The organism is Saccharothrix espanaensis DSM 44229 (assembly GCF_000328705.1).
GTDB classification, from domain to species: Bacteria; Actinomycetota; Actinomycetes; order Mycobacteriales; family Pseudonocardiaceae; genus Actinosynnema; species Actinosynnema espanaense.
The window spans coordinates 145,291-170,904 of record NC_019673.1 but is presented as its reverse complement, the minus strand read 5'-3'; the positions used below and the strand labels follow the sequence as shown (position 1 = coordinate 170,904).

Below are 25,614 nucleotides of genomic sequence, written 5' to 3'. Positions count from 1 at the left end.
CTGCGCGTAATCGCTGCGAGCGAACCTGTCTTGCCTGGTCGACAGCCTTTCGGTTGGCTGGCGCCATGTCTTCTGAAGCGCGTAAGGCCAGCCTCGTCCTGCACCTCGCGGCAAACCCGAACCCGATTTCCATCCGGGTCTCGCAAGAGGTCGTGGACGACCTCGGACCACGGTTGATCCAAGTCGTCCGCAACGGCCACACACAATCCATCACGACCGCCGACGGCAACGAGTTCGTGGTGAACTTCGGGCACGTCGTGGCCGCGCACTTCGAATAAACGCGGGGCTGACTCACCGCCGCTTCGCCAGCGGTGAGAGGTGGCGGGCGACCACCAGTGCCGCGGTCTGCGCCGCGGTGTAAGGCAGCGCCACCACGCCCATCGCGCCGTATTCACCGAAAGCCAGGCGCGGACTCGTGAGGAGGTCGGTGAACACATACCATTGGCCGTTCCTGACAAGTTGCGCCACCAGCACCAGCACTGCCACGCAGGGCAGCCCGACCAGCAGCACGCGCACCGGTGCCGACCACCGGCGGGACGCGCCCAGCAGCGCGGTCCCGACCAGGTAGCCGATCGGCGGCACCGCGAAGCCGCCTAGCAGGACCAGCAGCAGGCCGACTACGTCGCCCCGGGTCAGCGGTTCCCGGCGGGACCGGGGCGGCTCGCCGTCGAGTTCGGCGTCCACGATCTCCTCCGGCGTGCCCAGGCGCTCCAGGACGTTGCGCACCTCGGCCTCCGTCGGTTCCGGGGGCAGCACGACCTCGATGTGCGACTGGATCTCCCCGGCCAGTTCCTCCCGGCGCGACCGGGGCAGGGGCGCCGCCTCGCGCCGCAACGCGTCGAGGTAGGCGAGGACCAGCGGATGACGTTCGACCGAGCTGTTCACGCGATGTCGCCCTTCCCCCGGATGATCTCGTCGACCGACCCGCTCAGCGCCGCCCAGTCCGAGCTGAACCGGGCGAGCGCGCCCACGCCGTCGCTGGTCAGCCCGTAGTACCGGCGTGGCGGCCCGGTCTGGCTCTCCTGCCACGCGGTGGTCACCAGCCCCTGCTTGCGCAGCCGGGACAGCAACGGGTAGATCGTGCCCTCGCCGGCGATCAGGTCGTGGCGGGCCAGTACCTGCACCAGTTCCACGGCGTACCGGTCGCGCCCGCTCAGCAGCGTCAGCACGCAGAACTCGATCAGCCCCCGGCGCATGTGCGCCAGGGGACTCCGCTCACGCTCCGGCGGGGCCATGTCGGGCACGCTACCTTTTCGCGCAAGGTAGCGTGCTCAACATGGCTCCACCCGGTCCGCGAATCACTCGAATGGCCGCCTGCCGCCGTCAAGCGGCCGACGGCGGATCGGAACCGGCGCAAACGAGAAGCGGTGCGGCCCGAGTGGGCCGCACCGCTTCCGCCGGACGTTGCAGTACTAGTTCTCGAAGACCTTGCGCCACGCCTCGACCGAGGTCAGCTCGGGCAGCGCGTCGCGGTAGACCTTCTTGAGCCGGGGCCACTCCTGGCCCAGCCGCCGGTAGTTGCGCACCGCGCGGGCCATGAGCTGCTTGAACTCCTTCGGGTCGCGCTTGCGGAACGCGACGCCGGAGCCGTCCGCGCTCGACACCGTCGCCGAGTCGAGGTTGCCGAGCAGGAACCAGCGGGCGTTCGTGGCCGGCACGTTGATCTGCGGGCGCTGCGCGGTGGACGCGTCGGGCGAGCGCAGGTTGTGCACCAGCGCCTTCGCCGCCTCCGCCGCGATCGTCGCCGGGTTCGTCGGCGGCTTCAGCATCGCCTCCGCGCGCACCATGTCGAACGTCGGCGGCGGGAACTCGCGGGCCGAGGGCAGCACCTGGGCGTCCGAGTAGGTCTTGCGCAGCGCCTGGACCTCCGGCAGCGCCGTGCGCAGCGACTCGAACAGCTTGCCCGGCCCGGCGAGGAAGTCCTCGATGGCCTTCTGCTGCACGGCCACCGTCGAGTACTCCATCGACAGCAGGTGCCGCAGCGACAGCTTCAGGCCCTGCTTGAGCAGCGTCGAGCGGATGTCGTACGGGCTGTGCAGCGCCGCCATCACCAGCCGGTTGCGGGTGTGGAAGTACGCCTGCCAGTCGGTGGCGTCGTTCTTGTCGGTCCACGGCATGTGCCACACCGCCGAACCCGGCAGCGACACCGTCGGAAAGCCCTTCTCCAGCGCCCGCAGCGAGTACTCCGCGTCGTCCCACTTGATGAACAGCGGCAGCGGGTAGCCGGTGCGCTGCACGACCTCACGCGGGAACAGGCACATCCACCAGCCGTTGTAGGTGGAGTTGATGCGCAGGTGCAGTTCCTCGGTCTCGCGCAGCGACTCGGTGGCGAAGTCGTGGTCGGTGACCGCGCCGGGCGCGGCCCGCCAGAACCCCGACGCCAGGTCGACGACCTCGCCCATGCTGTGCAGCCGGGCGCGGGCCTGGAGGTTGAGCATGTGGCTGCCGACGATGACCGGCTGGGCCGCCGCGCGGGCGAACGCGTTGGAGCGCAGCACCGCGTCCGGCTCCAGCCGGATGTCGTCGTCCATCAGCATGATCTGGTCGACGTCGGTGTGCTCGATCGCCTCGTACAGGCCGCGGGTGAACCCGCCGGAGCCGCCGAGGTTGTCCTGCTCGATCACTTCCAGCTTCGCGCCGAGCAGCTTGACGGCCTCGGCGTAGCCCTCGGTGTCCCGGACCTTGACCGCGCCCTGGTCGGCGACGAACACCTTCTGCACGACCTCGAGCACGGCCGGGTCCTCGCCCAGCGCGCGCAGCGCGATCACCGCGTCGACCGGGCGCATGGTGGTCATGCCGATGGCGACCTTCTGCGGCGCGATCACCTTGTCGGTGGTCCACGCGGCCTCGCCGATCTCCAGCACCGCGTCGTCGGTGAACACGTCGAACCAGATCCAGCCGCCGTCCTCGAACGGCTTGAGGTTCACCCGGAACTCGACGTCCGCCCACGACTCGGGCGAGCGGATCGGCTTGCCGTCCAGGTGGATCGGGTCACCGTTGGGCTTCGAGCGGTACACGTCCAGCCGACCGGCTCCGCGCACCCGCAGGCGCAGCACGACCTCGTCGACCACCGTCCAGCGCTTCCAGTAGCTGGCCGGGAAGGCGTTGAAGTAGGAGGCGAACGACACCTTGGCCGACGCCGGGACGGTCACCGAACGGCGCGACGAGACGTGCGAGTGCACGTTCTCCGGCTCGTCCAGGTAGAGCGGACGGACGTCCAGCGGGTCCTCGTCGCGGGGCAGGATCACCCGCTGGAGCACCTTGCTCGGGTCGATGCCGCCACTGGAGCTGTGCTCGGTCACGTGCTTTCCTCCGGCGAACCGGCGGAGCGGTTCGAGAATCGGGTGTCGGCGACCACCCGCGTCGAGGTGGCCAGGCGGTTCAGGTGGTACCAGCGACCATACCGCGTCGCCCGAGGAGGGCGACGCGGTGCCGGCCGGGGCGGTGGCCCTGGTATCTCAGTCGAGGCTGCCGTCGAGCGCCGCGCCCCCGGTGAGGTGCGGGGCGATCTTGTTGTCGAACGCCGTCAGCGCCGAACCGATGGCCATGTGCATGTCGAGGTACTTGTAGGTGCCCAGCCGACCGCCGAACAGCACGTTGCGCTCGGCCGCCTCGGCCTTGGCCAGCTCGCGGTAGCGCTCCAGCTTGGCCCGGTCCTCGGCGGTGTTGATCGGGTAGTACGGTTCGTCGTCCTTCTCCGCGGACCGGGAGAACTCGCGGACGATGACCGTCTTGTCGGTCGGGTAGTCGCGCTCCGGGTGGAAGTGCCGGAACTCGTGGATCCGGGTGTAGGGCACGTCGGCGTCGTTGTAGTTCATCACCGGGGTGCCCTGGAAGTCGCCGGTCGGCAGGACTTCCTGCTCGAAGTCCAGCGTGCGCCAGCCCAGCCAGCCCTCGGAGTAGTCGAAGTACCGGTCGACCGGGCCGGTGTAGACGGTCGGCGTGCCCGCCGGGATCTCGTCCTTGACGTCGAAGTAGTCGGTGGACAGCCGCACGTCGATGTTCGGGTGGTCGGCCATCTTCTCCAGCCACGCCGTGTAGCCGTCCTTGGGCAGGCCCTCGTACGTGTCGTTGAAGTAGCGGTTGTCGAACGTGTAGCGGACCGGCAGCCGGCTGATCACCGCGGCCGGGAGCTCCTTCGGGTCGGTCTGCCACTGCTTCGCGGAGTAGTCCCGCACGAAGGCCTCGTAGAGGGGGCGGCCGACCAGCGAGATCGCCTTCTCCTCCAGGTTCGTGGCGTCCTTGGAGTCGATCTCCGCGGCGTGCTCGGCGACCCAGGCGCGCGCCTCGTCGGGGGTCAGGTAGCGGCCCACGAACTGCGTGATCAGGCCCAGTCCCATCGGGAACTGGTACGCCGTGCCGTTGTGCATGGCGAACACGCGGTGCTGGTAGCCGGTGAACTCGGTGAACTGGTTGACGTAGTCCCAGACCCGCTTGTTCGAGGTGTGGAACAGGTGCGCGCCGTAGCGGTGCACCTCGATCCCGGTCTCGGGTTCGGCCTCGGAGTAGGCGTTGCCACCGATGTGCTCACGGCGTTCCAGGACCAGCACGCGCTTGTCCAACTGGCTGGCGGCACGCTCGGCGACGGTCAGGCCGTAGAACCCGGAACCGACCACGATCAGGTCATATCCTGCGAAGCTCACGGCGCTTGAGCGTACGGCAGTGACCCGCCGTGACAGGTCCCACCCCTTGACCGCGGCCGGTTCGGGCAGGTGGATCAGGGCCGCCGTTCGGCGTTCCCGGCGAGTTCGGCGAGAGCGGCGTCGAACAGGTCGCGGCAGTGCCGGACGAGGTCGCGCGGCAGGTCGAGTTCGACCTCGACCGGACCGAGGACGGTGAAGCGGGCGGAGTCCTCGTCGGGCTCCAGCCGATAGGTGATCTGTTTCGCGTCGGCGAGGTCGAACCACACCGTGCCGCGTACCGCCGAGTGGTCGGAATACATGGGCACCACCGTTTCCACGTGCGTTGGTCGTGACATTCGCGCAGTCGAGGAACAGCACGGACGTGAGAGCCCGGCTGGTTCTGCGCTCCGATCAAAGGAGCGAGCAGTGGCCGTCAGGCGAGTGCCGTTGCCGGGGTGCGCGGTTTCGAAGGTCGACGACCTGGAAACGGTGCGTTCACGATCTGCAACGGCTGAGCTGGAACGGCTGCTCGATCACCGCGGTGTCGTGGGCGACGAAAGGGGCCGAATTGTTGCGGTTCACGCGAACCGCCCGCGGCCGGGGAGCGCCCAGTCCTTACACCGCCACCATCGTACCGAACAATTACCGCCGGATCGTGGATCTCGAAGCGCAGGCCGTGTCGTCGCTCCGCCACGGGCGCGTTCCGGGGGATGAGCGCACCGCTTCCCGCCACCCGCGCGGGACATCATGCTCACCGACAGCTACGGCCACGAGGTCGTCCGAACCCCGACGCCGGCACGGCCGTGTCCACCCCACGAGGAGTGGCCGTGTTCGTCGTCGGGGTCGAAGACGGTGACTGCTACCAGGCGTCAGCCGACCCGGTTCGAGGACGGCCTCGGCTCGGCGGAGGACACCCCCGAAACGCGCTCCAGGTCCTGGAGGCGTTGCTCCAGCTCCCGGTGCCGGCGATCGTGATCGGTGCGCTGCAACGCGATCTCCTCGATCGCCGTGCGCACCTCCTCCTCCAGCCGGCCGACCTCGGTGGCCAGGTGCAGCGCGACCAGGCCGAGCACGCCGACCGCGAAGAACAGGACGAAGTTCGACGGGGTGATGATGCCGGTGACGTTGGTCAGGAACTCCGGCACGCCGGGTACCGCGGCCAGCACGGTCACCAGCACCGCGAGCAGCAGCCAGATGGCCGCGTACTTCTCGCGGAGCTTGCGCCGGCGCATCATCTCGAACACGAGCAGGAGCACCAGTACCGCGACGATGATGCTCATCAGGCGCCACGAGGCCATCGCGATCTCCTAGGCAGCGTCGGACCGGTCGTCGGCCGGGGCGCGGCGGACGAGGGCGAGCAACAGGGCGAGGCCGGCGCGACCGAGGTAGACCGCCGACCGGACGGGTGAGGTGCTGGGGGTGCCGGACTGGCGTTCCAGCATGACCACCGGTATCTCCTTGACCACCAGGCCACCCCGCAGCGCGAGCACCAGCGCCTCGATGGTGTCGCCGAGGTACTCGGCCGGGTAGTTGTCCGCGAACAGCGCGACCGCCCGGGGGCCGGAGGCCTTGAACCCCGAGGTCACGTCGCTCAGCTTGGTCTTCGCGAGCCGGGACAGCACCACGGAGAGCACGACCATCGCCCACCGGCGCGGTCCGCCCGCCTTGTAGTCGCCCTTGCCCGCGAACCGGGAGCCGATCACGATGTCGGCCTCGTCCAGCCCGCGCAGCAGCGCCGCGAGCTCGTCCGGGTCGTGCTGGCCGTCCGCGTCGACCTGGACGACCACGGAGTACCCGTTGCGCAGGGCGTACCGGAACCCGGTCCGCATCGCGCCGCCGACCCCGAGGTTGACCACCAGCCGCGCCACGTCGGCACCCGCCGCCCTGGCCCGCTCGGACGTGTCGTCGGTGGACCCGTCGTCCACCACGAGCACGCCGGCCTCGGGCATGGCGGCCTTGACCTTGGCGACCACCGAGGCCACGTTGCCCGACTCGTTCAGCGCGGGCAGCACGATCAGCACGCGGTCGGTCGGCGTTACCGTTCCCGGCACCTCGACAACCCTTCTCTTCGGCTCGGACACACCTCAGCGCCCGGCCGGGGCCGGACTCGTGGCCACGTCTTGCTGACCTTCGATCTCGTAGATCGTCGCATCGTCGGTCCGGTAGACCTGGTGGAAACCCTTGACGAGCGGCAGGCTGTACAGCCCCCTGGCCCGGTTGCCCCACGGGCGCACGAAGCCCTTGCCGAGGATCACGTAGCGGACCTTGAGCCGGTCCAGCCCCTCGCGCACCTTGGGATCGACGTTGATCAACCGCAGGTTCGCGACGAGGTAGCTCTCGGTCGAGCCGTCCGGCGCGCCGTAGAACGACCACACCACGGGCTCGACCTTCGCCACCGCGTACATCCACGCGGAGCCGTCGGTCACGTCGTTCATCACCCGCTCGCCCGGCCGCACCCGCTGGGCGAGCCAGCGGTAGGCGTCCTGCTCGCCGGAGCTGACCGTGGGGCCGTCCTGGTAGGTCTGCGCCAGCCGGTCGACGTTGCGCTTCACGTACGCGCCGCTCATCACGCCGATCACCAGGAACAGCACCAGGCTGGCGGCGACCGCGACCCGGCCGGCGGGCCACTTCGCGGGCAGCCGGGCGCCCCACTTGCCGACCAGCCACCCGCCGAAGGTGACGACGAAGACGCCGAACGAGATCGAGCCGAACAGCGGCAGCATGACCGCGAGCCGCCAGTGGTCGTTGTAGAACGGGCCGGTCAGCTTGTGGATGAGCGGCGATTCCAACGACACGGTGGCCGCGTAGAGCCCGCCGAACACCACGTACGCGGCGACCAGCCACAGCATCAGCCGCTGGCGGACCATGCACCACATGCCGGCGAACGCGGCGGGCCCGATCCACCACTGCGGGAAGACCACCACGCCCGAGAAGGTGATGGTCTGGCCGAGGGCGCCCGCCGGGGTGGCCTCGGAGTTCCAGATCGCGGCGGTCACGCCGGCCGCGTTGCCCAGCGCGGGCAGGATCATCGGCACCGCCGCCAGCACGCCGAGCACGGCCACCGCCACCAGGGACGGCCAGGCCCGCCGCCAGTCGATCGGCGTCCACCGGAACGCGCAGGACACCAGGATGACCAGGTAGAGGCCGAACACGATGAACGCGAGGCTGGTGTGCAGGCCGACCAGCCCGGCCAGGACCACCGCGATGGCCACCGGGCCGGTGATGCCGCGCGGCTCGAACAGCAGGCGGGTGAGCGCCAGCAGGGCCGGCAGCAGGGCGATGCCCGCCAGGTACGGCCAGAGCGGCCCGCGCCACAGCGAGTCGTAGGGGAACGGGGAGAACCAGGTCGACACGGCCGCCGCGAACGCCACCGTCAGCGGCGACAGCCGCCACGCCAGGCCCATCGCCGCGATCCCGATCGGCCAGCTCACCACGGTGACGAGCGCGCCCGAGTTGAGCAGCTCGGGCATCCCGAGGCCCGCCTGGTCCAGCAGCAGCGCGAGCAGCTTGTGGTAGGTGCTGGGGTAGAAGTAGCTGGTGGAGTCCGGCTGGTTGCCGATCATGCCCGCGTTGGCCACCACGGAGGACTGGTGCTCGGCGAACCAGCGGATGAGGTTGCCGTGGTGCGGCGCGTCCCAGTCCTGGCTGAGCCGGGAGAGGCTGCCGATGCCGCGCAGGTAGGTGACGACGCCCACCGCGAGACCGACCGCGAGGCCGGCGACGACGACCAGGTTGTCCCGCACCGAGCGCCGGACGACGTCCTCGGCCGGCTGGTCCGGCGCCGGCTGGGCGGGTCCGCGCAGCCGGCGCCAGACCAGCGTCGCGACCAGCGCGAGCACCGAGGCCACCAGCGCCCAGGCGCCGAAGGTGAGCAGCGTCCAGGAGACACCCAGTTGCCCGAGGAGGAGCCCGCCGAGGGAGACCAGGCCGTAGGTGAAGGCCGGCGCGCCCGCCGCCAGCACCCAGCCACGCAAGCCGAGCGCCAGCCCGAACACCAGGCCAGGCAACCAGCACAGCAGTAGTACCAGCACCGCACTCATCGAAGTCGCAACCTGTCACCTGGTAGTCGCGGGTGCATTGCCCGCCGCAGGCGCAGAATACCCGTACGCCGATTCACCGATTTCCCGCCCTGCCGCCCACCGCACCGGCCCCGAACACCCTTTCGATCGCCTGTTCGAACAGCGAACCGACAGCCGGACGGATCACCGATCTGCGTTCGACGCGGTTTTCTTCGTGCGACGCCGGCAGAACGACCGGAACTCGACGGGAGTCGGACACGGGGGCCTAACCACTCGCCTCGACGGTGTCGCCGGCGCGTTCGCGGAGCACCAGCCACGCGCCCAGCGCGAGCCCGACCGTGGGCGCGACGACCAGTCCGAGGACCGCCCGCACGACGATGTCCGCGGGCCACAACCAGAGCACGAGCACGCTCGTCGCGGCGACGACCGCCCACAGCACGAGCTGCGCGCCGACCTGCTTGCGCGCCACCAGCACCGCCGCCAGCAGCATCACCGCGCCCAGCACGACCGACGACCACACCAGCCCGGCGACGACCCAGGACTCGACCAGGTACTTGGCGCTGAACACCAGCGGGATGACCCACGGCCCCAACAGCGCGCCGAGCCCCGCGCCGAGCGCGGCGACGCCGACCGCGGCGGCCGCGCCCTTGGCCAGCAGTGCCCGGAGCCGACGCCGGCCGGCCGCGTCGACCGAGAGCCGCACGACGGTCGGCACGGCCAGCGCCTGGACGGGCGAGAGCAGCAGCAGCGGCAGCCGGGCGACGGTCAGGGTGAGGAACAGGGCGGTCAGCGAATCGCCGTCCGCGGGGGACTTGAACAGCTTGGCGACCGCCGGGTAGCCGGTGAGCACGCTGGCCACCAGCCCCGCGCCGAGCATGAGCACGACCATCCGCCGGGCGACGACCGCCCACGGCTCGCGGTCGCCGCGCAGGTCGACCAGCGGGCGGGCCCGCCAGGCGAACACCAGCCAGGCCAGCGACCCGGCGGCGACCGCGATGGTCAGCGGCACCAGGCCGTTGAGGCCGGCCACCACGAAACCGCCCAGCAGCACGGCCCGGATCAGCGGCTCGACCACCACCAGCGCGCTGTAGGGCTTGACCTGCCCGCTGCCCAGGAGCAGCCCGCGCAGCCCGAACTGGAGCGCGAAGCCGAGCGCGCCGCCGGCGGCGGCCAGGGCGATGGACCCGCCGCCGTCGCCGAACAGCCGGGAGCTGACCGGCGGCAGCAGCACGACCAGGCCGAGCACCAGCACGGCCACCGCGCACACGGCCACGACCTGCGCCACGCCGAACCCGGCCCGCTTGCCGGCCACGTCGGCGAGCGTGGTCTGCCGGGACACCTCCTGCTCGATGGTCGACATCACCGCGCCGGCCCCGAACAGCAGGCCCCAGAAGGTGAGGAAGACCTCGTTGTCGAGCGGGGAGAGCACCCGCGCCGTGACGACCAGCAGCGGGTAGCCCAGGACGGCCGCGACCAGGGTCGCGATGCCGACGGTGCCCAGGGACCGGCCGGTCACCGGCGCGGCGCTCACCTGCCGAGCCGTTTGCGCAACGCCAGGGCCAGGCCGCGCGCCGCGCCCGCGCCGAAGCACGCCGCGAACAGCGTCAGCAGCTTGGCGACGGCCAGCGACTGGTCCTTGGTCCCGCCGCTCTTGCGCACCACCGCGCCCGCCGCCGCGGAACCGGCCGCGGCCAGCGCGACCGCGAGCTTCGGCTTGCGCAGCAACAGGACCAGCCCGGCCACGCCGACGCCGGCCGCGGCGAACGCGGCGTTGCGCACCGGGCCGGGCGAGTCGAGGTAGCCGTCCACGAACGTGCTGCCGCGGAAGTAGGCGTGCTTGGTGAACTTCGGCAGCGAGTCGCGGCTGTTGTACTCGGCGGCGAAGCCGGGCGCGATGAAGATCGGGCCCTGCTCGGCGATCCAGCGCAGCATCCGGGTGTCGTCGCTGGCCAGCCGCACGTCGTCGTAGAGCGACGAGAACGACATCGCGGCCTCTTCGAGCACCTTGCGCGGCGCGACGAACAGCGTGGTGCCCTTGGGGTAGGCGTCGAAGTCCTCGGCGGTGAACGAGGTCAGCCGGGGGTCGGCCGCGTACCGCCGCCAGGCGACGGCGACCAGGCCCTGCATGAAGGCCCCGTACGGGTTGCCGGTGGTGTCGGCGTTGATGTGGCCGTTCCACACCGTGCGCTCGGGGTGCTCGGCCAGCTGGTCGCGCAGGAACACCAGCGAACCGGGGTCCATGATCACCCGGCTGTCGAGCATCAGCACCAGGTCGCCGGACGCCTTGGTGATGCCGGCCAGGCGGGCGGCGAACCGGCCGCCGTTGGGCTGGGTCAGCACCGTCACGCCGGGCAGCTCGGCGAGCCGCGCGGGGGTGTCGTCGGTGCTGCCGTCGTCCACGACGACGATCTCGGCGTCCCACCGGGCGTTCTCCAGGGCGACGCGCAGGGCGCCGACCGAGCGTCCGATCCAGTCCGGCTCGTTGTACACCGGGATGACAATGCTGAGGCTGGGAACGTTGCTCCGGCTCGTCACGCCTCACAGTATCCAGCGACCGGGGGCCGGGGCTCCCAGGGGGGCGTCAGGGTCGGGCGGCCCCCGCCGGGAGCACCTCGTACACCACCGCGCCGGCGTTCTCGTACGCCTTGCGCAGGTGCTTGACCGAGTCGAGGTCGCGCAGCCCGGGAGACCGCTCGCCCTTCTGCTGGACCATGCCCGCACCCAGCACGGCGTACCGGACGCGGTTCCGGTCGACCAGCTCCCGCACCTTCGGGTCGCTGTCCAGGTGGTTGAGGTTCTGCTCCAGCCACCAGGCGTCGCTGGTGCCCGGCGGCCCGTAGTAGCTCCAGTTCAGCGGCGTCGCGCCGGCCAACGGGTACATCCACACCGCGCCGTCCCGGACGTCGTTGGCCACGACCTCGCCCGGCCGGGCGTGCTCGCCCAGCCACCGGTACGCCTGCACCTCGTCGCCGCTGACCACGTCGCCCGTGTAGTGCCACGCCAGGCGGGTGGTGTTCTTGGCCAGGTAGCCGCCGCTGCCCACGGCCAGCACTACGACCACGACGGCGGTCGCGCCCAGCGGCAGCGCGGTCGTGGTCCACCGCCGGCCCACGCGCCGCTTGAGCAGCGCGGCGACCCCGCTGCCCACCGCGTGGGCGAACTCACCCACGGCGATCGCGCCCACCAGCGGCAGCAGCGCGGCGATGCGCCACGCGTCGTTGTAGAACGGCCCGGTCAGCACGGACAGGAACGGCAGCTTGTGCGACACGGCGGAGGCGAACATCAACACGAACACCGCGTACGCGCCGACCGCCCACACGAGCCGCCGCCGCCACACCAGCAGCAGCACGCCCAGCAGCGCGGGCACGCCCACCCAGTAGAACGGCGGCGGGTCGCTGGAGGAGAACAGGGCGCCCTGGACCAGCCCGCCGACCGTCGTGCCCAGCACCGGCCACTCGGCCCCGGTGATGCCGCCGACGTTCACCAGCGCGGGCAGCACGACCGGCAGCCCGAGCACGGCGGCGAGCGCGCCGGTCAGCGCGATCGGCCGCCACGACCGCTTCCAGTCGGTCTTCTCCAGCCGCAGCAACAGCGCGAGCAGCAGCAGCACGACGTAGACGGCGATCACGAACGCCAGGCTGGTGTGCAGGCCGAGGAGCCCGGCCAGGGCCACCGCGACGGCGACCGGCACACCGATCCCGCGCTGCCCGTCGACCAGCGGTTTGAGCAGCGCCAGCACCGCGGGCACCAGCGCCACCGCGGCCACGTACGGCCACAGCGGGCCGCGCCACAGCAGGTCGTACGGGAACGTGCCGAACCACGCCGACACGGTCGCCGCCACGGCCACCGCGACCGGCGGGAGCCGCCACGCCAGGCCGAACGCGGCGATGCCCAGCGGCCACGCCAGTAGCACCATCATCGCGGCGAAGTGCAGCAGCACCGCCATGTCGAGCGCGCCGGTGTCGAACACCGGCGCGAGCAGCGCGTGGTAGGTGTTCGGGTAGAAGTAGCCGGGCTTGCCGGGGGTGTTGGCCAGCGTCGCCAGGTCGGCCGGCGACAGGTTGCCGTGCTCGGCGATCCACCGGATGGCGCTGCCGTGGTACGGCGCGTCCCAGTCCTGGTTGACCGAGGTCACGGACTTCACGCCGCGCAGGTACGTGAACACTCCCCACGCCACGCCCAGCGCGACACCGACACCGACCACCACGTGGTCCCGGCGGCCCCGCTTCGCGACGGGCTCGGCCGGCTCGGCCGGCGTGCGCCGGTGCACCAGCCACGCCGCGACGCCGGCGAGCGCCACCAGCAGCGCCGCCCACGCCAGGGCGGTGAACGGGGTCCAGGTCAGGCCGACCCGGGGCAGCACGACCACGGCCAGCGCGACCACGCCGAAGGTCAGCGCCGGCGCGATCGCGGCCAGGGTCCAGCCCCGTAATCGGAGTGCGAGCCCCAAGGCGAGGCCCGGCACCCAGTAGGCCAGGACGACCAGCACGATCATCCGCGATTCCTCACTGCCTTCGCGGCATCTCCGGCGGGCGGGTGGTCATCGGGCGGCGGTCGACTGCGCCCGCACCGAGGCCACGGCCCGGTGCGAGGGCAGGATCGACGCCCGCTCGGCGTCCGCGTCGACCTTCCCGGCGATCAGCTCCAGGAAGCGGTCGAGCTGGGTGGCCAGCGGCTCGCGGGCGGTGACCAGCTCCGGGATCTCGATGATCGCCTGCTGGCGGTAGCCCCGGCCGTCCGGCGTCGCGGCGTCCTGGGACACGTGGTGGTAGATCGTGATGTTGCGGGTCAGCAGGTCGACCTCGATCAGCCGGTCCAGCTCGGTGATCGACAGCGTGCGGATCTTGCGCTGCCCGATCCGGCTGGCCGACACCGAGGCGATCGCGCCCGACGGGAAGCCCAGCAGGGTGTTGACCACGTCCTCCGCGCCGGGCACCGAGTCCGGGTGGAACTGGCCGACGCCCGCCGAGAAGTTGTTCGGCTCCGCGCCGCCCATGCAGCGGATCGCCAGGTCGACGTCGTGCACCAGCAGGTCCCACGCGACACCGGTGCGGATGCGCGGCGCGTAGGGCGAGTGCCGCACGGCCGAGACGTACACCGGCTCGGTGAGCAGGTCCAGCGCCGTCATGACGGCCGGGTTGTAGCGCTCCAGCAGGCCGCACATGATCGGCAGGCCGCGCTGCGCGGCGAGCGCCAGCACCTCCTCGGTCTGCGCGAGGTCGGCGCACACCGGCTTCTCCACCAGCAGCGGCTTGCCCTGGTTCAGGACCTCCAGCGCCAGCCCGTAGTGGGTCTCGGTGGCCGACGCGAGGATGACCGCGTCCACGTCGGACAGGTCGCCGATCTCCGGCGTCCAGGCCGCGCCGTACAGCTCGGCGACCTGCTGGCCGACGTCCTGGCGCGGGTCGACGATGCGGGCCAGCTCACAGCGCTCGCTCTGGCCGGTGACCCGGGCGTGCAGCGACCCCATGGAGCCCACGCCCACGAGGGCGATCTTCGGCGTGCTCATGCGCCCAGCACCTCGCGCACCGCGCCCACGACCGCGTCCAGGTCGGCGTCGGTCAGCTTCGGGTGCACCGGCAGCGACAGCGCCTGGCGGGCGACCCGCTCGGCCACCGGCACGTCGGAGATCACGACGTTCGGGTTGTCCCGGTAGCAGTCGTAGTCGAAGACCGTCTTGGGGTAGTAGGTGCCGTTGCCGATGCCCTTCTCGGTGAGCTTCGCGGCGAGCTCGTCGCGGCTCACCGGGGCGTCGTCGGTGACCAGCACCGTGTACTGGTGCCACACGTGGGTGCGGCCGGGCAGGATCTGCGGCGTCCGCAGGCCGGTGATGTCGGCCAGGCCCTTGTTCAGCGCCTCGGCGTTGCGCTGCCGCGCCTCGGTGATCGTGGCGAGCTGCTCCAGCTGCGGGATGCCGATCGCGGCGTGCACGTCGGTCATCCGGTAGTTGTGGCCCGCGACCTCGTACTGGTAGCGCTGCCGCATGCCCTGGTTGCGCAGCACGCGCAGCCGGTCGGCCAGGGTGTCGTCCGAGGTGGTGATCACGCCGCCCTCGGCGGTGGTGATGTTCTTCGTCGCGTACAGCGAGAAGCAGCCCAGGCCGAAGCTGCCGGCGGGCTTGCCCTCGAAGGTCGCGCCGACCGCCTGCGCGGCGTCCTCGACGATCGCCAGGCCGTGCTCGCCGGCCAGCGGCACCAGCCGGCCCATGTCGGCCATCTGGCCGTAGAGGTGGACCGGCATCAGGACCTTGGTCGCGGGCGTGACGGCACCGGCCACGGCGTCCGGGTCGATGTTGAAGTCGTCCTCGGAGATGTCGGCGAACCGGGCGGTGGCACCGGCCTCCAGGATCGCGTTCAGCGTCGCCACGAAGGTGAACGGCGAAGTCACGACCTCGTCGCCGGGCTTGAGGTCGAGCACCTGGAGGGAGGCGACCAGCGCCGTGGTGCCGTTGTTCACCGCGACCGCGTGCGGGACGCCGGCGACCTTGCCGAACTCCTCCTCGAACCGCTTGACCATGGGGCCCTGGGCGATGGCTCCGGACCGCAGGACCTGGAGCACCAACTCCTCGGCCGCCGCCACGTCAACGACAGTGATGGGGATCATTCAGCAGCTCTCCGCCTTCAAGATTACCTGGCAACACGATCGGCACGGTGCCTTCGGCCTGCTACGCGGGGCACCACGCTACCGCTAGGGACGCGCGGCATCCGGCCTGGGTTGGCCCGCTCCCCGCGACCGCCGCGCCCGGCCGGCCGGGCGCGGCGGCGCGCAGGGGTCAGAACCAGCGCTCCAGCACCATCGCCACGCCGTCCTCGGCGTTGGGCGCGGTGACCTCGTCGGCGGCGGCCAGCGCGTCCTCGTGGCCGTTGGCCATCGCGACGCCGTGGCCCGCCCAGGTGAGCATCTCGACGTCGTTGGGCATGTCGCCGAAGGCCAGCACGTCCGCCGGGTCCACGCCCAGCCGCTGCGCGACGTCGGCCAGGCCGGTGGCCTTCGTCACGCCGGGCGCGGCCAGCTCCACCAGGCCCATGGTCGTGGAGTAGGTGGCGTCGACCTGGCCGCCGAGCAGCTCGACGATCGCCAGCGACATCTCCGCGCTGGTCATCTCGCGGTGCCGGACCAGCAACTTCACCACCGGCCGGGTGAGCATCCCGGAGCGGTCGCCGTTCGGCTCGGGCCCCTCGGGCCACGGGTGGGTGTAGCCGTCCTCGGCGATGAACTGGGGCACCGTCTCGTCGAACGCCGACTCGCCGGTCCGCTCGACGGCGAACGCCACCCCCGGCAGCACCTCGTCCAGCGAGTTCATGATGTCGCGCAGCAGCACCGGGTCGAGGGTGCGCTGCCAGACCACCCGGTCCTGCCCCAGGTGGTAGAGCACCGCGCCGTTGGCGCACACCGCGTACCCGTCGAGGCCCGCGGCCTCGGCGATGTCCGGCACCCAGCGCGGCGGGCGCCCGGTGGCCAGCACGAACGGCACGCCGGCCGCCACCACCCGGCCCACCGCCGCCGCCGTGCGCCCGGTCACCCGGTGCAGCGGGCTGAGCAAGGTTCCGTCGACGTCCGAGGCCACCAGTCCAGGTCTTTCCACCCCCCGATGATGCCTGGTCCGGCTCCGGGCGGGGGCCGGGACCTGGTTACCGTACGTCCGTGCGCACCGGCATCGTCATCCTTCCCGAGCACCGCTGGTGGTTCGCCGAGCCCAAGTGGAAGGCGGCCGAGGAGTACGGCTTCCACCACGCGTGGACCTACGACCACCTGGGCTGGCGCACCCTGGTGGACGGTCCGTGGTTCGGCGCGGTGCCGACCCTGACCGCCGCCGCGATGGTGACCGAGCGCATCCGGCTCGGCACGTACGTGGCGAGCCCGAACTTCCGCCACCCGGTGCCCTTCGCCCGCGAGCTGCTCGCCCTGGACGACGTCTCCGACGGCCGGTTCACGCTCGGCGTCGGCGCGGGCGGCGCGGGCTACGACGTCGAGGTGATGGGCGCGGCCCCGCGCACCCCCGGCGAGCGCACGGCCCGGTTCGGCGAGTTCGTGGACCTGCTCGACGAGCTGCTGCGCAAGGACCGCACGACCTGGCACGGCGAGCACTACACCGCCGTGGACGCCCGCAGCGCGCCCGGCGGCGTGCAGCGGCCGCGGATGCCGTTCCTGGTCGCCGCGAACGGCCCGAAGGCGATGCGGGTCGCCGCCCGGCAGGGGCAGGGCTGGGTGACCACCGGCCCGGACACCGACGACCTCGACGCCTGGTGGCGGGGCGTCGCCGACCTGGCCGGGCGGTTCACCGCGATCCAGCACGGGACCGGCCGCCGGGTGGACCGCTACCTCGACCTCGACTCGGCCCCGGTGTACTCGCTGACCAGCGTGGAGACCTTCCGGGACGCGGTGGGCCGGGCCGAGGAGCTGGGGTTCACCGACGTGATCGCGCACTGGCCCCGGCACGACGGCGTGTACGCCGGCAGCGAGGGCGTGCTGGAGGCGATCGCCGCCGATGTGCTGCCCGCGCTGAGCTGAGCCCGCGTAGATTCACGCCCCGTGCGGCACATCGTGGTTATCGGCGGCGGGATCGTCGGCTTGGCGGTGGCGAACGAACTCGCCTCGCGCGGTGATCGGGTGACGGTCCTGGAGAAGGAGGGGCGCTGGGGCGCCCACCAGACCGGCCACAACAGCAACGTCGTGCACGCCGGGCTGTACTACAAGCCCGGCTCGCTGAAGGCGACGATGTCCGTGGCGGGCAACCGGTCCATGGTCGACTTCGCCCACGAGCACGGCGTGCCGGTCGAGGTGTGCGGCAAGCTCGTCGTCGCCACGTCGGAGGAGGAGCTGCCCCGGCTGCACGCCCTGGCCGACCGCGCCGAGGCCAACGGCGTGCCCGCGAAGCTCATCTCCGCGGCGGAGGCCCGGGACCACGAGCCCGAGGTGGCCTGCGTCCAGGCGCTGCGGGTGGAGAGCACCGGCATCATCGACTTCCCGGCCGTCTGCCAGGCGCTGGTCGCCCGGCTGAAGGACCACGACCTGCGCCTGCACACCCCGGCGCTGGCGATCCGCTCGCGCGCCGGCAAGGTCGAGGTGGCCACGCCGCAGGACGTGGTGCGCGCGGACGTGCTGGTCAACTGCGCGGGCCTGCACAGCGACCGGGTCGCCGAGCTGGCCGGCCTCACGCCGCAGGCGCGGATCGTCCCGTTCCGCGGCGAGTACTTCGAGCTGCGCCGCACGGAACTGGTGCGCGGCCTGATCTACCCGGTCCCGGACCCCACGCTGCCGTTCCTGGGCGTGCACCTGACCCGGATGCTCGACGGCAGCGTGCACTGCGGCCCCAACGCCGTGCTGGCGCTGCGCCGCGAGGGCTACCGGTGGCGCGACGTCTCGCCGAAGGACGTCCTCGACGTCGCGCGGTTCCCCGGCACCTGGAAGCTGGCCCGCAAGTACGCCCGGACCGGTCTGGAGGAGGTGCTGCGGTCGTTCTCCCGCAAACGCTTCGCCGCGAGCCTGGCCCGGCTGGTGCCCGAGGTCCGGGAGGACGACCTGCTGCCGTCCGGGGCGGGGGTGCGGGCGCAGGCGATGCGCCCGGACGGCTCGCTGGTGGACGACTTCCTGGTGCAGGGCGCGCCCGGCCAGGTGCACGTGCTCAACGCCCCGTCGCCGGCCGCGACCGGATCACTGGAGATCGCGAAGCACGTCGCGGACCTGACGCGGAGTTAGGACACCGCCCTCGCCCCGGTATTCTGCCGGGCGTGATCTCCTTCATCCTCGGCACCACCGCGGAACTGATCAAGATCGCCCCGGTGTTCCACGCGATCGCGGACCGGGGCACGAAACCGCAGATCTGGTTCACCGCGCAGCACGTCGACCACGTCGCCGAGACGCTGGCCGACCTCAGGTTGCCGGAGCCGGCCGTGTGGCTGGTCCCGAAGGAACAGGCCGTGCACATCGAGCGGCCCGCGCAGGTCCCCGGCTGGGCCGCGACCGTCCTGCGCAACGCGTGGGGCAGGCGCGCCGAACTCCGGTCGATCCTGAACGACGACGGCCGCCCGCCGCTGGTCATCGTCCACGGCGACACGTTCACCACGCCGTACGGCGCGCTGATCGGCAAGCGGATCCTCAAGGCGCGGGTGGCGCACGTCGAGGCCGGCGCCCGGTCGGGCAGCCTGCTCTCGCCGCTGCCCGAGGAGCTCAACCGCAAGCTCGCCGCGAAGATCGTGGACCTGCACTTCGCCCCGACGGCGAAGGAGGTGCACAACCTGCGCAACGCGCGCGGCGCGGTCATCGGCACCGGCGCGAACACGGCCATCGACGCGATGCGGCTGGCCATCGACGCCGAGCCGACCTTCCCGCTGCCCGCCGAGTTCGGCCTGGCCACCCTGCACCGCTTCGAGCTGGTGTCGCGGGCGGACAAGTACCGCGAGGCGCTGGAGCTGCTGCGCAAGGCCAGCGAGCGGATGCCGATCCTGTACCTGGCGGGTCCGCCCGAGCAGGACCGGATCAAGCAGTACGGCCTGGGCGACCTGTTCGACGACGAGCGCTTCATCCTCAAGCCGAAGCTGCGCTACCTGGCGTTCCTGCCGGTCATGGCGCGGGCCAAGTTCGTGGTCACCGACTCCGGCGGCCTCCAGGCGGAGTGCAACTACCTGGGCGTGCCGTGCGCGATCCACCGCGAGCGCACCGAGGACCGGCACGGCCCCGGCACGACCCTGCTGCTGACCGGCATGAGCGGCGACAAGCTCCAGGCGTTCCTGGACGACTACGAGTCCTACCGGCTGCCCGACCGGATGGACGACTTCCACCCGAGCAAGATCGTCGTGGACACCCTGGCGCAGCTCGGCTACTGCTGAGGCGTCCCGGCCCGTCGCGGACCGGGTGGACCCCGCTGCGCGACGGGTCGGAAAGAAAGTTCCGGCGGCGATGTCGAGAACCGCGAACCGGCCGCGTCCCAGCGGTGACGGCGACCCCCGACGGGTCGCCCCGGCACCGAGGAGCACCACCATGGCCAAGTACCTGCTGCTCAAGCACTACCGCGGCGCGCCGGCGGCGGTCAACGACGTGCCCATGGCGCAGTGGACGCCCGAGGAGGTCTCGGCGCACGTCCAGTACATGAACGACTTCGCCGAGCGGCTGGAGCGGACCGGCGAGTTCGTGGACAGCCAGGCGCTGTCCCCCGACGGCCTGTTCGTCCGGTTCGACGGCGAGGGCCGGCCGCCGGTCACCGACGGGCCGTTCGCCGAGACCAAGGACCTGATCGCCGGCTGGATGGTGATCGACGTGGACACCCGGGAGCGCGCGATCGAGCTGGCCGGCGAGCTGTCGGCCGCGCCCGGCGCGGGCGGCGAGCCGATCCACGAGTGGCTGGAGCTGCGCCCGTTCTACGGCGTGACGCCCACGGTCACCGACTGACCCGGCCACGCCACCGAACCGGACCGCGGCCGTGGACGAGGCGCTGCTCCGCGATCTCACGCCGAACGTGATCGGCGTCCTCGTCCGCCGCGGCGCGGACTTCGCGGCGGCCGAGGACGCCGTGCAGGACGCCCTGGTCGAGGCCGTCCGCACCTGGTCGGCCGACCCGCCCCGGGACCCGAAGGGCTGGCTGGTCACCGTCTCGTGGCGCAAGTTCCTCGACGCGACCCGGTCGGACGCCTCCCGCCGCCGGCGTGAGGACCTGGTCGAGGAGGAGCCCGCGCCCGGCCCGGCGGTCGACGTGGACGACACGCTCCAGCTCTACTTCCGGTGCGCCCACCCGTCGCTGACGCCGTCGTCGGCGGTCGCGCTGACGCTGCGCGCCGTCGGCGGGCTGACCACCCGCCAGATCGCGGCGGCCTACCTGGTGCCCGAGGCGACCATGGCGCAGCGGATCAGCCGGGCCAAGCGCACCGTCTCAGGCGTGCGGCTGGACCGGCCCGGCGACGTCGCCACCGTGCTGCGCGTGCTCTACCTGGTGTTCAACGAGGGCTACTCGGGCGACGTCGACCTGGTGGCCGAGGCAATCCGGATCACCCGGCGGCTCGCGGCCGCGATCGACCACCCCGAGGTGGCCGGGCTGCTCGCGCTCATGTTGCTGCACCACGCCCGGCGGGCCGCCCGGACCACGTCGACCGGCCGCCTGGTGCCGCTGGCCGAGCAGGACCGGGGCCGGTGGGACACCGCGGCCATCGCCGAGGGCGTCGAGGTCCTCCAGGCGGCGCTGGCCCGCGACCGGCTGGGCGAGTTCCAGGCGCAGGCGGCGATCGCGGCGCTGCACGCCGACGCGCCCACCGCCGGCGAGACCGACTGGGTGCAGATCGTCGAGTGGTACGACGAGCTGGTGCGGCTGACCGACAGCCCGGTGGTCCGGCTCAACCGGGCGGTCGCGGTCGGCGAGGCGGACGGGCCGCGGGCCGGCCTGGCCGCCCTCGCCGCGCTGGACGACTCGCTGCCCCGGCACACCGCCGTGGCCGCCTACCTGCACGAACGCGACGGTGACCGGGCGAGGGCGGCCCGGCTCTACGCCGAAGCCGCCGGCCAAGCGCCCAACCTGGCCGAGCGAGAGCACCTGACCCGCCAGGCCGCCCGGCTCAACGCCCTGCCGGACCGCTGACCGAACTGCCCAGCCGGCCAGCTGCCCGGCTGTCCGGCTACTTGGCGTTGACGGTGACCAGGCGGGTGAACTCGGAGAGCAGGTCGTAGCCGTCCCAGAGCTGGGAGAACGTCAACGCCGAGCCGAACGGCACGATCCGGTCGATCCCGCGCCCGGCCAGCGAGTGCGCCAAACCCTCCAGCTCGTCCTGGGAGAACCCGAACGCGGACAGCGTCTGGTCCTTGCGCTGCACCATCGGCACGAACTCGGCCAGCGACGCGAGCGTGGCCATCGGGAACGTCCCCGCGCCCAGCCACTCGCGCGGCACGTCGGCGGCGGCCGTCAGCTCCAGCGTGGTCACGGCGTTGCCCTCGAACGCGATCGCGGTGGCGTGCCCGTCCGCCGCCACCCCGTACGCCGAGACGCGCTTCTGCACGGCCATCGCGGGCTCGACCACGTGCCCCTTGGCCGCCAGCACCTCGGCCAGCAGCGCCAGGAACTCCGCGCGCGCGGGCTCGGCCCGCTCGACGTCGCCGACCCAGAACAACGCCCGGGGCGACGCGCACGCGGCCTGGTCGAACCAGTACGAGTCGTTGTAGAAACCGACCACGGCGTCCCGCCGCTGCTCGACGGAGGACGCCGCCCACCCGTCCAGCGACAGCACCGCGAACGAGGCCCGGTCCGGGAACGTGACGTCCCGCGCGTGCGGCGGCAGCGGGTGCTTGCGGACCTCGGTCACCGCCCGGTCGCCGCCCCAGATGACCCGCAGGTCGCAGGCGGCCGACAGCGCGGCCGTCACCGAGTCGTCGCGGTCGTAGGTCACCATCACCTGGGTCTGCGCCACGACGGGGTCGGCGGTGGCCAGCGCCTCGTTCAGCGCGTCCACCACGGCGGAGGCGGCCCCGGCCGAGCGGGGCGAGATCCGCACCACGTTCCGGTTGCCCGCCAGCGCCGACAGCGCCCACGAGTAGACGAAGATCGTGTCCACGTTCGCCGGCGGCACGTGGAACACCGTGCCGCGCGGGAACCTCAGCACGCCGGACCGCTCCGGCGCGGCCAGCACCTTCGCGATCTCGCCGCGCCGCAGGAAGAAGCCGAGCGAGGCCAGCTCCGGGAACCGCCGCGCGGTCGCGGGCGCGAGCAGCTTGCGCGCGAACGCGACCAGGAAGTCCACGACCCGCTCGTCGCCGACCCGCAGCGGGCCGCCGACCGGCTCCGCCGCCAGCCCGTCGAGCAGCTCCGCCACCGTCACGTCCGGCCCGGCCGGGAACCGCCGCCTCACGCGACCGCTCCGGAGAACGTGTCCGAGCAGCCCCGGGCCTCGGCCCGCGGCAGCCGCCCCAGCACCGAGAACCGCTTGCCGGGCCAGTCGCCGTCGTCGATCCCGTGCACCACCCCGAGGTCCTCGGTCAGCAGCACGTGGCCGGGGTACGAGCGCGGCAGCGTCGAGACCACCTCGATGACACCGGGCTTGCCCACCGGCTGCTCCTCCCAGGTGTCCGGGTCGCGGATGATCACATCGGCGAACTCGGGGCAGTACAGCGAGTTCCCGGACGGTCCCTCCAGGAACACGGTCCCGATCTGCTCGATCATCCCGTAGTAGTTGTGGATCCGGGTCAGCCCGGTGTCCTCGGCGAACCGCCGGCGGAACTCCGCGTTGTCGACCGCGATGTCGATCAGCTTCTTCCAGCCGCCGGAGTGGATCAGGATCCCGTTCGAGAGGTCCAGCGAGTGCTCCTTCGCGACCTCGTACAGGTACTGCCACACCATGAACGTGAAGCCGAAGATCAGGAACGGCTCCGAGCCGTGCTTGGCCAGGAACTCCTTGACCGCCTCGACGTCCGGCCGGTCGTGCTCGTCCAGCGCGTACACGTGGTTGCGGCCGAAGTTCGCCATGCCGAGCACGCCCGCGCCGCGCGCGGAGAACGAGCGCCGGTTCTTGATGATGCTGATCGTGTCGACCATCAGCATCGGCAACCGCTTGCCGCCCAGCACCTCCTTGAGCGTCGCGCCCAGCTGGCGGGGCTGCACGGCCGCGGCTTCCTTGTCCAGGTAGATCCGCGACGCGCCCGCGCCGGTCGTGCCCGAGGACGTGAGGACCTTGAACACCTCGTCGTCCGGGACGCTCTTGAGGTCGTGGGTCTTGAACATCCGCACCGGCAGCCACGGCAGCTCCGCCAACGACCCGAACCCGGTCGGCGTGCCCAGCGAGGACAGGATCCGGTCGTAGGGCGGGCAGTGCTCCCGGTGGTGTGCGGTGAGCGCGGTGAGCTCCGCGAGCAGCGCGGCCTCCCGCTCGGCCTGCGGACGCGCGAACACGCTCATACCTGTGCCTCCAGCGACCGGTAGTCGACCTTCCCGCTGGCCAGCAGCGGGAACCCGTCGACCGGGCGCACGTCGAAACCCGTCACGTGCAGGTGCAGCGCCTCGGCCAACGCCTTCGCCGCCGCCTTGCACCCGTCCTTGGTCGCGCCGTCCAGCCACACCACGACCTTGTCGCCCGCGGGCACGGCCGCCGCGACACCGAACTGCTTGACCAGCCGTTCCAGGTCGTCGAGGTTGACCCGGTTGCCGAACACCTTGCCGATCCGCTTCGACCGGCCCGTCACGTACAGGTACCCCTCGGCGTCCAGGTACCCCAGGTCACCGGTCGCCAGCACGCCGCCGACCTGGTCGGGCAGCGCCAGCTCGGCCTCCGCCTCGGCGTAGCCCATCATCACGTTGGGCCCCCGGTAGACGATCTCGCCGACGACGTCGGGCGTCACCACCTCGGAGCCGTCGGCCAGGCGCACCGCGAACGACCCGCCGGGCAGCGCGCGGCCGGCCGACCCGAGCTTGTCCGCCAGGCGCTCGGCGGGCACGGTCGCCATCCGCGGCGCGGCCTCGGTCTGCCCGTACATCACGAACATTCGGCCGCCGACGGCGATCATCCGGTCGTTGAACTCGGTCACCAGCTCGGTCCGCAACCGGCCGCCGGCCTGCGTCAGCGTCCGCAGCGTCGGGTACTTGGCCGGGTCGAACTTCAGCCGGCGCAGCATCTCGTAGTGGTAGGGCACGCCGGCCAGCGACGTGGCGCCGTGCTCGGCCACCGCGTCCCAGAACGGCCGCGCCACCACGCCCGAGCCCTCCAGCAGCACGGTCGCGCCGCGCAGCAGGTGGCTGTTGAGCACCGACATCCCGTAGCTGTAGTGCAGCGGCAGCGTCGTCGGCGCGACCTCGTCCGGGCCGATCGCCAGCACCTCGGCGATCGCCTCCGCGTTGGCCAGCAGCGCCGCGCGCGACAGCCGCACGAACTTGGGGTTCCCGGTCGACCCGCTGGTCGGCAGCAGCACCGCCAGGTCCGGGTGCGGCGCGACGCCCTCGGCGTCCTCGCGCACCCAGTCCGCGCCGTAGCCCGGCGCGGCCTCGCCGGCCGCGCCGATCACCGCGGCCGGCCGGAACCGCGCCACCAGGTCGTCGAGCACCGCCCGGTCCTGCCCCGGGTCCAGCAGCGCCACCGCGCGCCGCGCCTCCAGAGCGCCCAGGTAGGCCAGCACGGACGGCACGTCCAAGCCGACCCGCAGGAACAGCACGCCGGGCGGCAGCGCCGCGTGCGACGCGGCCACCTCGGCCACCCGCGCGGCCAGCCCGTCGCCTTCGAGCAGCTCGCCCGACGCGGCGTCGCGCAGCCGTGCTCCGGGGTGCACCAGCGTCACAGCACCAGACCTCCGTCGATACCGAGCACCTGCCCGGTGACGAACGAGGCGTCGTCGCCCGCCAGGAACCGGATCACCGCCGCGACCTCCTCGGCCGTGCCGAGCCGGCCCAGCGCGGTGTCCGCCTCGACCTTGGCCAGCACCTCGGCGGACTGCCCGTCGATCAGGTCGGTGCGGATCACGCCCGGCGCGACCGCGTTGACCCGGATGCCGTGCCGGCCCAGCTCCTTGGCCGCCGACTTCGCCGTCGCCGACAGGGCCGCCTTGGACGCCGCGTAGACCGTCTGGCCCGCGTTGCCGCGCTCGCCGACCACGGACCCGAGCAGCACGATCGAGCCCGACCGCTTGCGCATCATGGCCCGCGCCGCCGCCTGCACGCAGGTGATCGTGCCGGCCACGTTCGTGGCCAGCGTGGTGCCGATGTGGTCGTCGGTGAGCATGCCGATCAGGCCGCCCTCGAGCACGCCCGCGCTCGCCACCAGCACGTCGATCCGGCCGTGCTGCTTGGCGACCGCCTTGAACACGTCCTTGACCGCCGCCGAGTCCGTCACGTCCAGCGCCACGCCGGACACCCGCGGACCCAGCTCGGCGGCCCTCGCCGCGGCCACCTCGGCGTCGCGCCCGGTGATCACCACCGTCGCGCCCGCCCCGGCCAGCGCGGCGGCCGTCGCGAACCCGATGCCGCGGGTGCCGCCGGTGACCACCGCGACCCTGCCGTCGAAGCTGCTCACCGG

24 protein-coding genes are annotated in these 25,614 nt (G+C 72.2%); 6 read left to right on the top strand and 18 right to left on the bottom strand.

Annotated elements, in window-relative coordinates; translation table 11 throughout:
• The first annotated feature begins 53 nt into the window (after positions 1–53).
• Positions 54–278, top strand: a complete 225-nt coding sequence (locus tag BN6_RS45200; protein WP_015097616.1) for a hypothetical protein — start codon at positions 54–56, stop codon at positions 276–278.
• Positions 279–291: 13 nt separating this feature from the next.
• On the opposite strand, the gene BN6_RS00825 is transcribed toward BN6_RS45200, so the two are convergent.
• The 14 genes from BN6_RS00825 to BN6_RS00760 all read right to left on the bottom strand — a co-directional run bounded on the left by BN6_RS00825 (position 292) and on the right by BN6_RS00760 (position 16,226).
• Positions 292–885, bottom strand: a complete 594-nt coding sequence (locus tag BN6_RS00825) for an HAAS signaling domain-containing protein (RefSeq protein WP_015097615.1) — start codon at positions 883–885, stop codon at positions 292–294.
• Positions 882–1,235 carry a PadR family transcriptional regulator gene (locus BN6_RS00820; protein WP_015097614.1) on the bottom strand — a complete coding sequence of 118 codons (354 nt, stop codon included), beginning with the start codon at positions 1,233–1,235 and terminating at the stop codon, positions 882–884. Before BN6_RS00820 ends, BN6_RS00825 begins: the two co-directional genes overlap by 4 nt.
• 177 nt (positions 1,236–1,412) lie before the next feature.
• Positions 1,413–3,302, bottom strand: coding sequence for a glycosyltransferase (locus BN6_RS00815; protein WP_015097613.1), 1,890 nt, complete (start codon positions 3,300–3,302; stop codon positions 1,413–1,415).
• 156 nt (positions 3,303–3,458) lie between these two features.
• On the bottom strand, positions 3,459–4,643 hold the full coding sequence (gene glf / locus BN6_RS00810) for a UDP-galactopyranose mutase (RefSeq protein WP_015097612.1): 1,185 nt from the start codon (positions 4,641–4,643) through the stop codon (positions 3,459–3,461).
• A gap of 74 nt (positions 4,644–4,717) precedes the next feature.
• Positions 4,718–4,942 carry a hypothetical protein gene (locus BN6_RS00805; RefSeq protein WP_015097611.1) on the bottom strand — a complete coding sequence of 75 codons (225 nt, stop codon included), beginning with the start codon at positions 4,940–4,942 and terminating at the stop codon, positions 4,718–4,720.
• A gap of 549 nt (positions 4,943–5,491) precedes the next feature.
• Positions 5,492–5,920, bottom strand: coding sequence for a DUF2304 domain-containing protein (locus BN6_RS00800; RefSeq protein ID WP_015097610.1), 429 nt, complete (start codon positions 5,918–5,920; stop codon positions 5,492–5,494).
• A 9-nt stretch (positions 5,921–5,929) separates the two neighbouring features.
• Positions 5,930–6,673: a glycosyltransferase family 2 protein gene (locus BN6_RS00795; RefSeq protein ID WP_015097609.1), complete on the bottom strand. Its 744-nt coding sequence runs from the start codon at positions 6,671–6,673 to the stop codon at positions 5,930–5,932.
• 33 nt (positions 6,674–6,706) lie between these two features.
• Positions 6,707–8,662, bottom strand: a complete 1,956-nt coding sequence (locus tag BN6_RS00790; protein WP_015097608.1) for a DUF6541 family protein — start codon at positions 8,660–8,662, stop codon at positions 6,707–6,709.
• Positions 8,663–8,906: 244 nt separating this feature from the next.
• Positions 8,907–10,157: a hypothetical protein gene (locus BN6_RS00785; RefSeq protein ID WP_015097607.1), complete on the bottom strand. Its 1,251-nt coding sequence runs from the start codon at positions 10,155–10,157 to the stop codon at positions 8,907–8,909.
• 11 nt (positions 10,158–10,168) lie between these two features.
• Positions 10,169–11,176: a glycosyltransferase family 2 protein gene (locus tag BN6_RS00780; protein WP_015097606.1), complete on the bottom strand. Its 1,008-nt coding sequence runs from the start codon at positions 11,174–11,176 to the stop codon at positions 10,169–10,171.
• 46 nt (positions 11,177–11,222) lie between these two features.
• Entirely contained in the window at positions 11,223–13,136 is a 1,914-nt protein-coding gene (locus tag BN6_RS00775; protein WP_015097605.1) for a DUF6541 family protein, read from the bottom strand.
• Between the two features lie 45 nt (positions 13,137–13,181).
• The gene (locus BN6_RS00770) at positions 13,182–14,150 is read right to left on the bottom strand and encodes a Gfo/Idh/MocA family protein (protein WP_015097604.1); all 969 of its coding nucleotides are present in this window, start codon (positions 14,148–14,150) and stop codon (positions 13,182–13,184) included.
• Positions 14,147–15,244: a DegT/DnrJ/EryC1/StrS family aminotransferase gene (locus BN6_RS00765; RefSeq protein ID WP_015097603.1), complete on the bottom strand. Its 1,098-nt coding sequence runs from the start codon at positions 15,242–15,244 to the stop codon at positions 14,147–14,149. The genes BN6_RS00770 and BN6_RS00765 overlap by 4 nt, the downstream gene beginning before the upstream one ends.
• A 169-nt stretch (positions 15,245–15,413) precedes the next feature.
• Entirely contained in the window at positions 15,414–16,226 is an 813-nt protein-coding gene (locus tag BN6_RS00760; RefSeq protein WP_015097602.1) for an HAD family hydrolase, read from the bottom strand.
• A 59-nt stretch (positions 16,227–16,285) separates the two neighbouring features.
• Here BN6_RS00760 and BN6_RS00755 point away from each other — a divergent pair, with 59 nt between their 5' ends.
• From BN6_RS00755 to BN6_RS00735, 5 genes are all read left to right on the top strand, one after another.
• On the top strand, positions 16,286–17,152 hold the full coding sequence (locus BN6_RS00755) for an LLM class flavin-dependent oxidoreductase (RefSeq protein ID WP_015097601.1): 867 nt from the start codon (positions 16,286–16,288) through the stop codon (positions 17,150–17,152).
• 21 nt (positions 17,153–17,173) lie between these two features.
• Positions 17,174–18,340, top strand: a complete 1,167-nt coding sequence (lhgO, locus tag BN6_RS00750; protein WP_015097600.1) for an L-2-hydroxyglutarate oxidase — start codon at positions 17,174–17,176, stop codon at positions 18,338–18,340.
• A 32-nt stretch (positions 18,341–18,372) separates the two neighbouring features.
• The gene (locus tag BN6_RS00745; RefSeq protein WP_015097599.1) at positions 18,373–19,470 is read left to right on the top strand and encodes a UDP-N-acetylglucosamine 2-epimerase; all 1,098 of its coding nucleotides are present in this window, start codon (positions 18,373–18,375) and stop codon (positions 19,468–19,470) included.
• 151 nt (positions 19,471–19,621) lie between these two features.
• Entirely contained in the window at positions 19,622–20,029 is a 408-nt protein-coding gene (locus BN6_RS00740) for a YciI family protein (protein WP_015097598.1), read from the top strand.
• A gap of 31 nt (positions 20,030–20,060) precedes the next feature.
• Positions 20,061–21,206 carry an RNA polymerase sigma factor gene (locus tag BN6_RS00735; protein ID WP_015097597.1) on the top strand — a complete coding sequence of 382 codons (1,146 nt, stop codon included), beginning with the start codon at positions 20,061–20,063 and terminating at the stop codon, positions 21,204–21,206.
• A gap of 37 nt (positions 21,207–21,243) precedes the next feature.
• Here BN6_RS00735 and BN6_RS00730 read toward each other — a convergent pair whose 3' ends face one another.
• Genes BN6_RS00730 through BN6_RS00715 form a run of 4 tightly spaced genes read right to left on the bottom strand, consistent with a single transcriptional unit; the run spans position 21,244 to position 25,611 of the window.
• Entirely contained in the window at positions 21,244–22,467 is a 1,224-nt protein-coding gene (locus BN6_RS00730; protein ID WP_015097596.1) for an acyl-CoA reductase, read from the bottom strand.
• A complete protein-coding gene (locus tag BN6_RS00725; protein WP_015097595.1) occupies positions 22,464–23,510 on the bottom strand; it encodes a LuxE/PaaK family acyltransferase in 1,047 nt (348 codons plus the stop codon). Before BN6_RS00725 ends, BN6_RS00730 begins: the two co-directional genes overlap by 4 nt.
• Positions 23,507–24,880 (bottom strand): AMP-binding protein, encoded by a 1,374-nt coding sequence (locus BN6_RS00720; RefSeq protein WP_015097594.1) that lies wholly within the window; start codon positions 24,878–24,880, stop codon positions 23,507–23,509. The genes BN6_RS00725 and BN6_RS00720 overlap by 4 nt, the downstream gene beginning before the upstream one ends.
• Positions 24,877–25,611: an SDR family NAD(P)-dependent oxidoreductase gene (locus BN6_RS00715; protein WP_015097593.1), complete on the bottom strand. Its 735-nt coding sequence runs from the start codon at positions 25,609–25,611 to the stop codon at positions 24,877–24,879. The genes BN6_RS00720 and BN6_RS00715 overlap by 4 nt, the downstream gene beginning before the upstream one ends.
• Between the last annotated feature and the right edge of the window lie 3 nt (positions 25,612–25,614).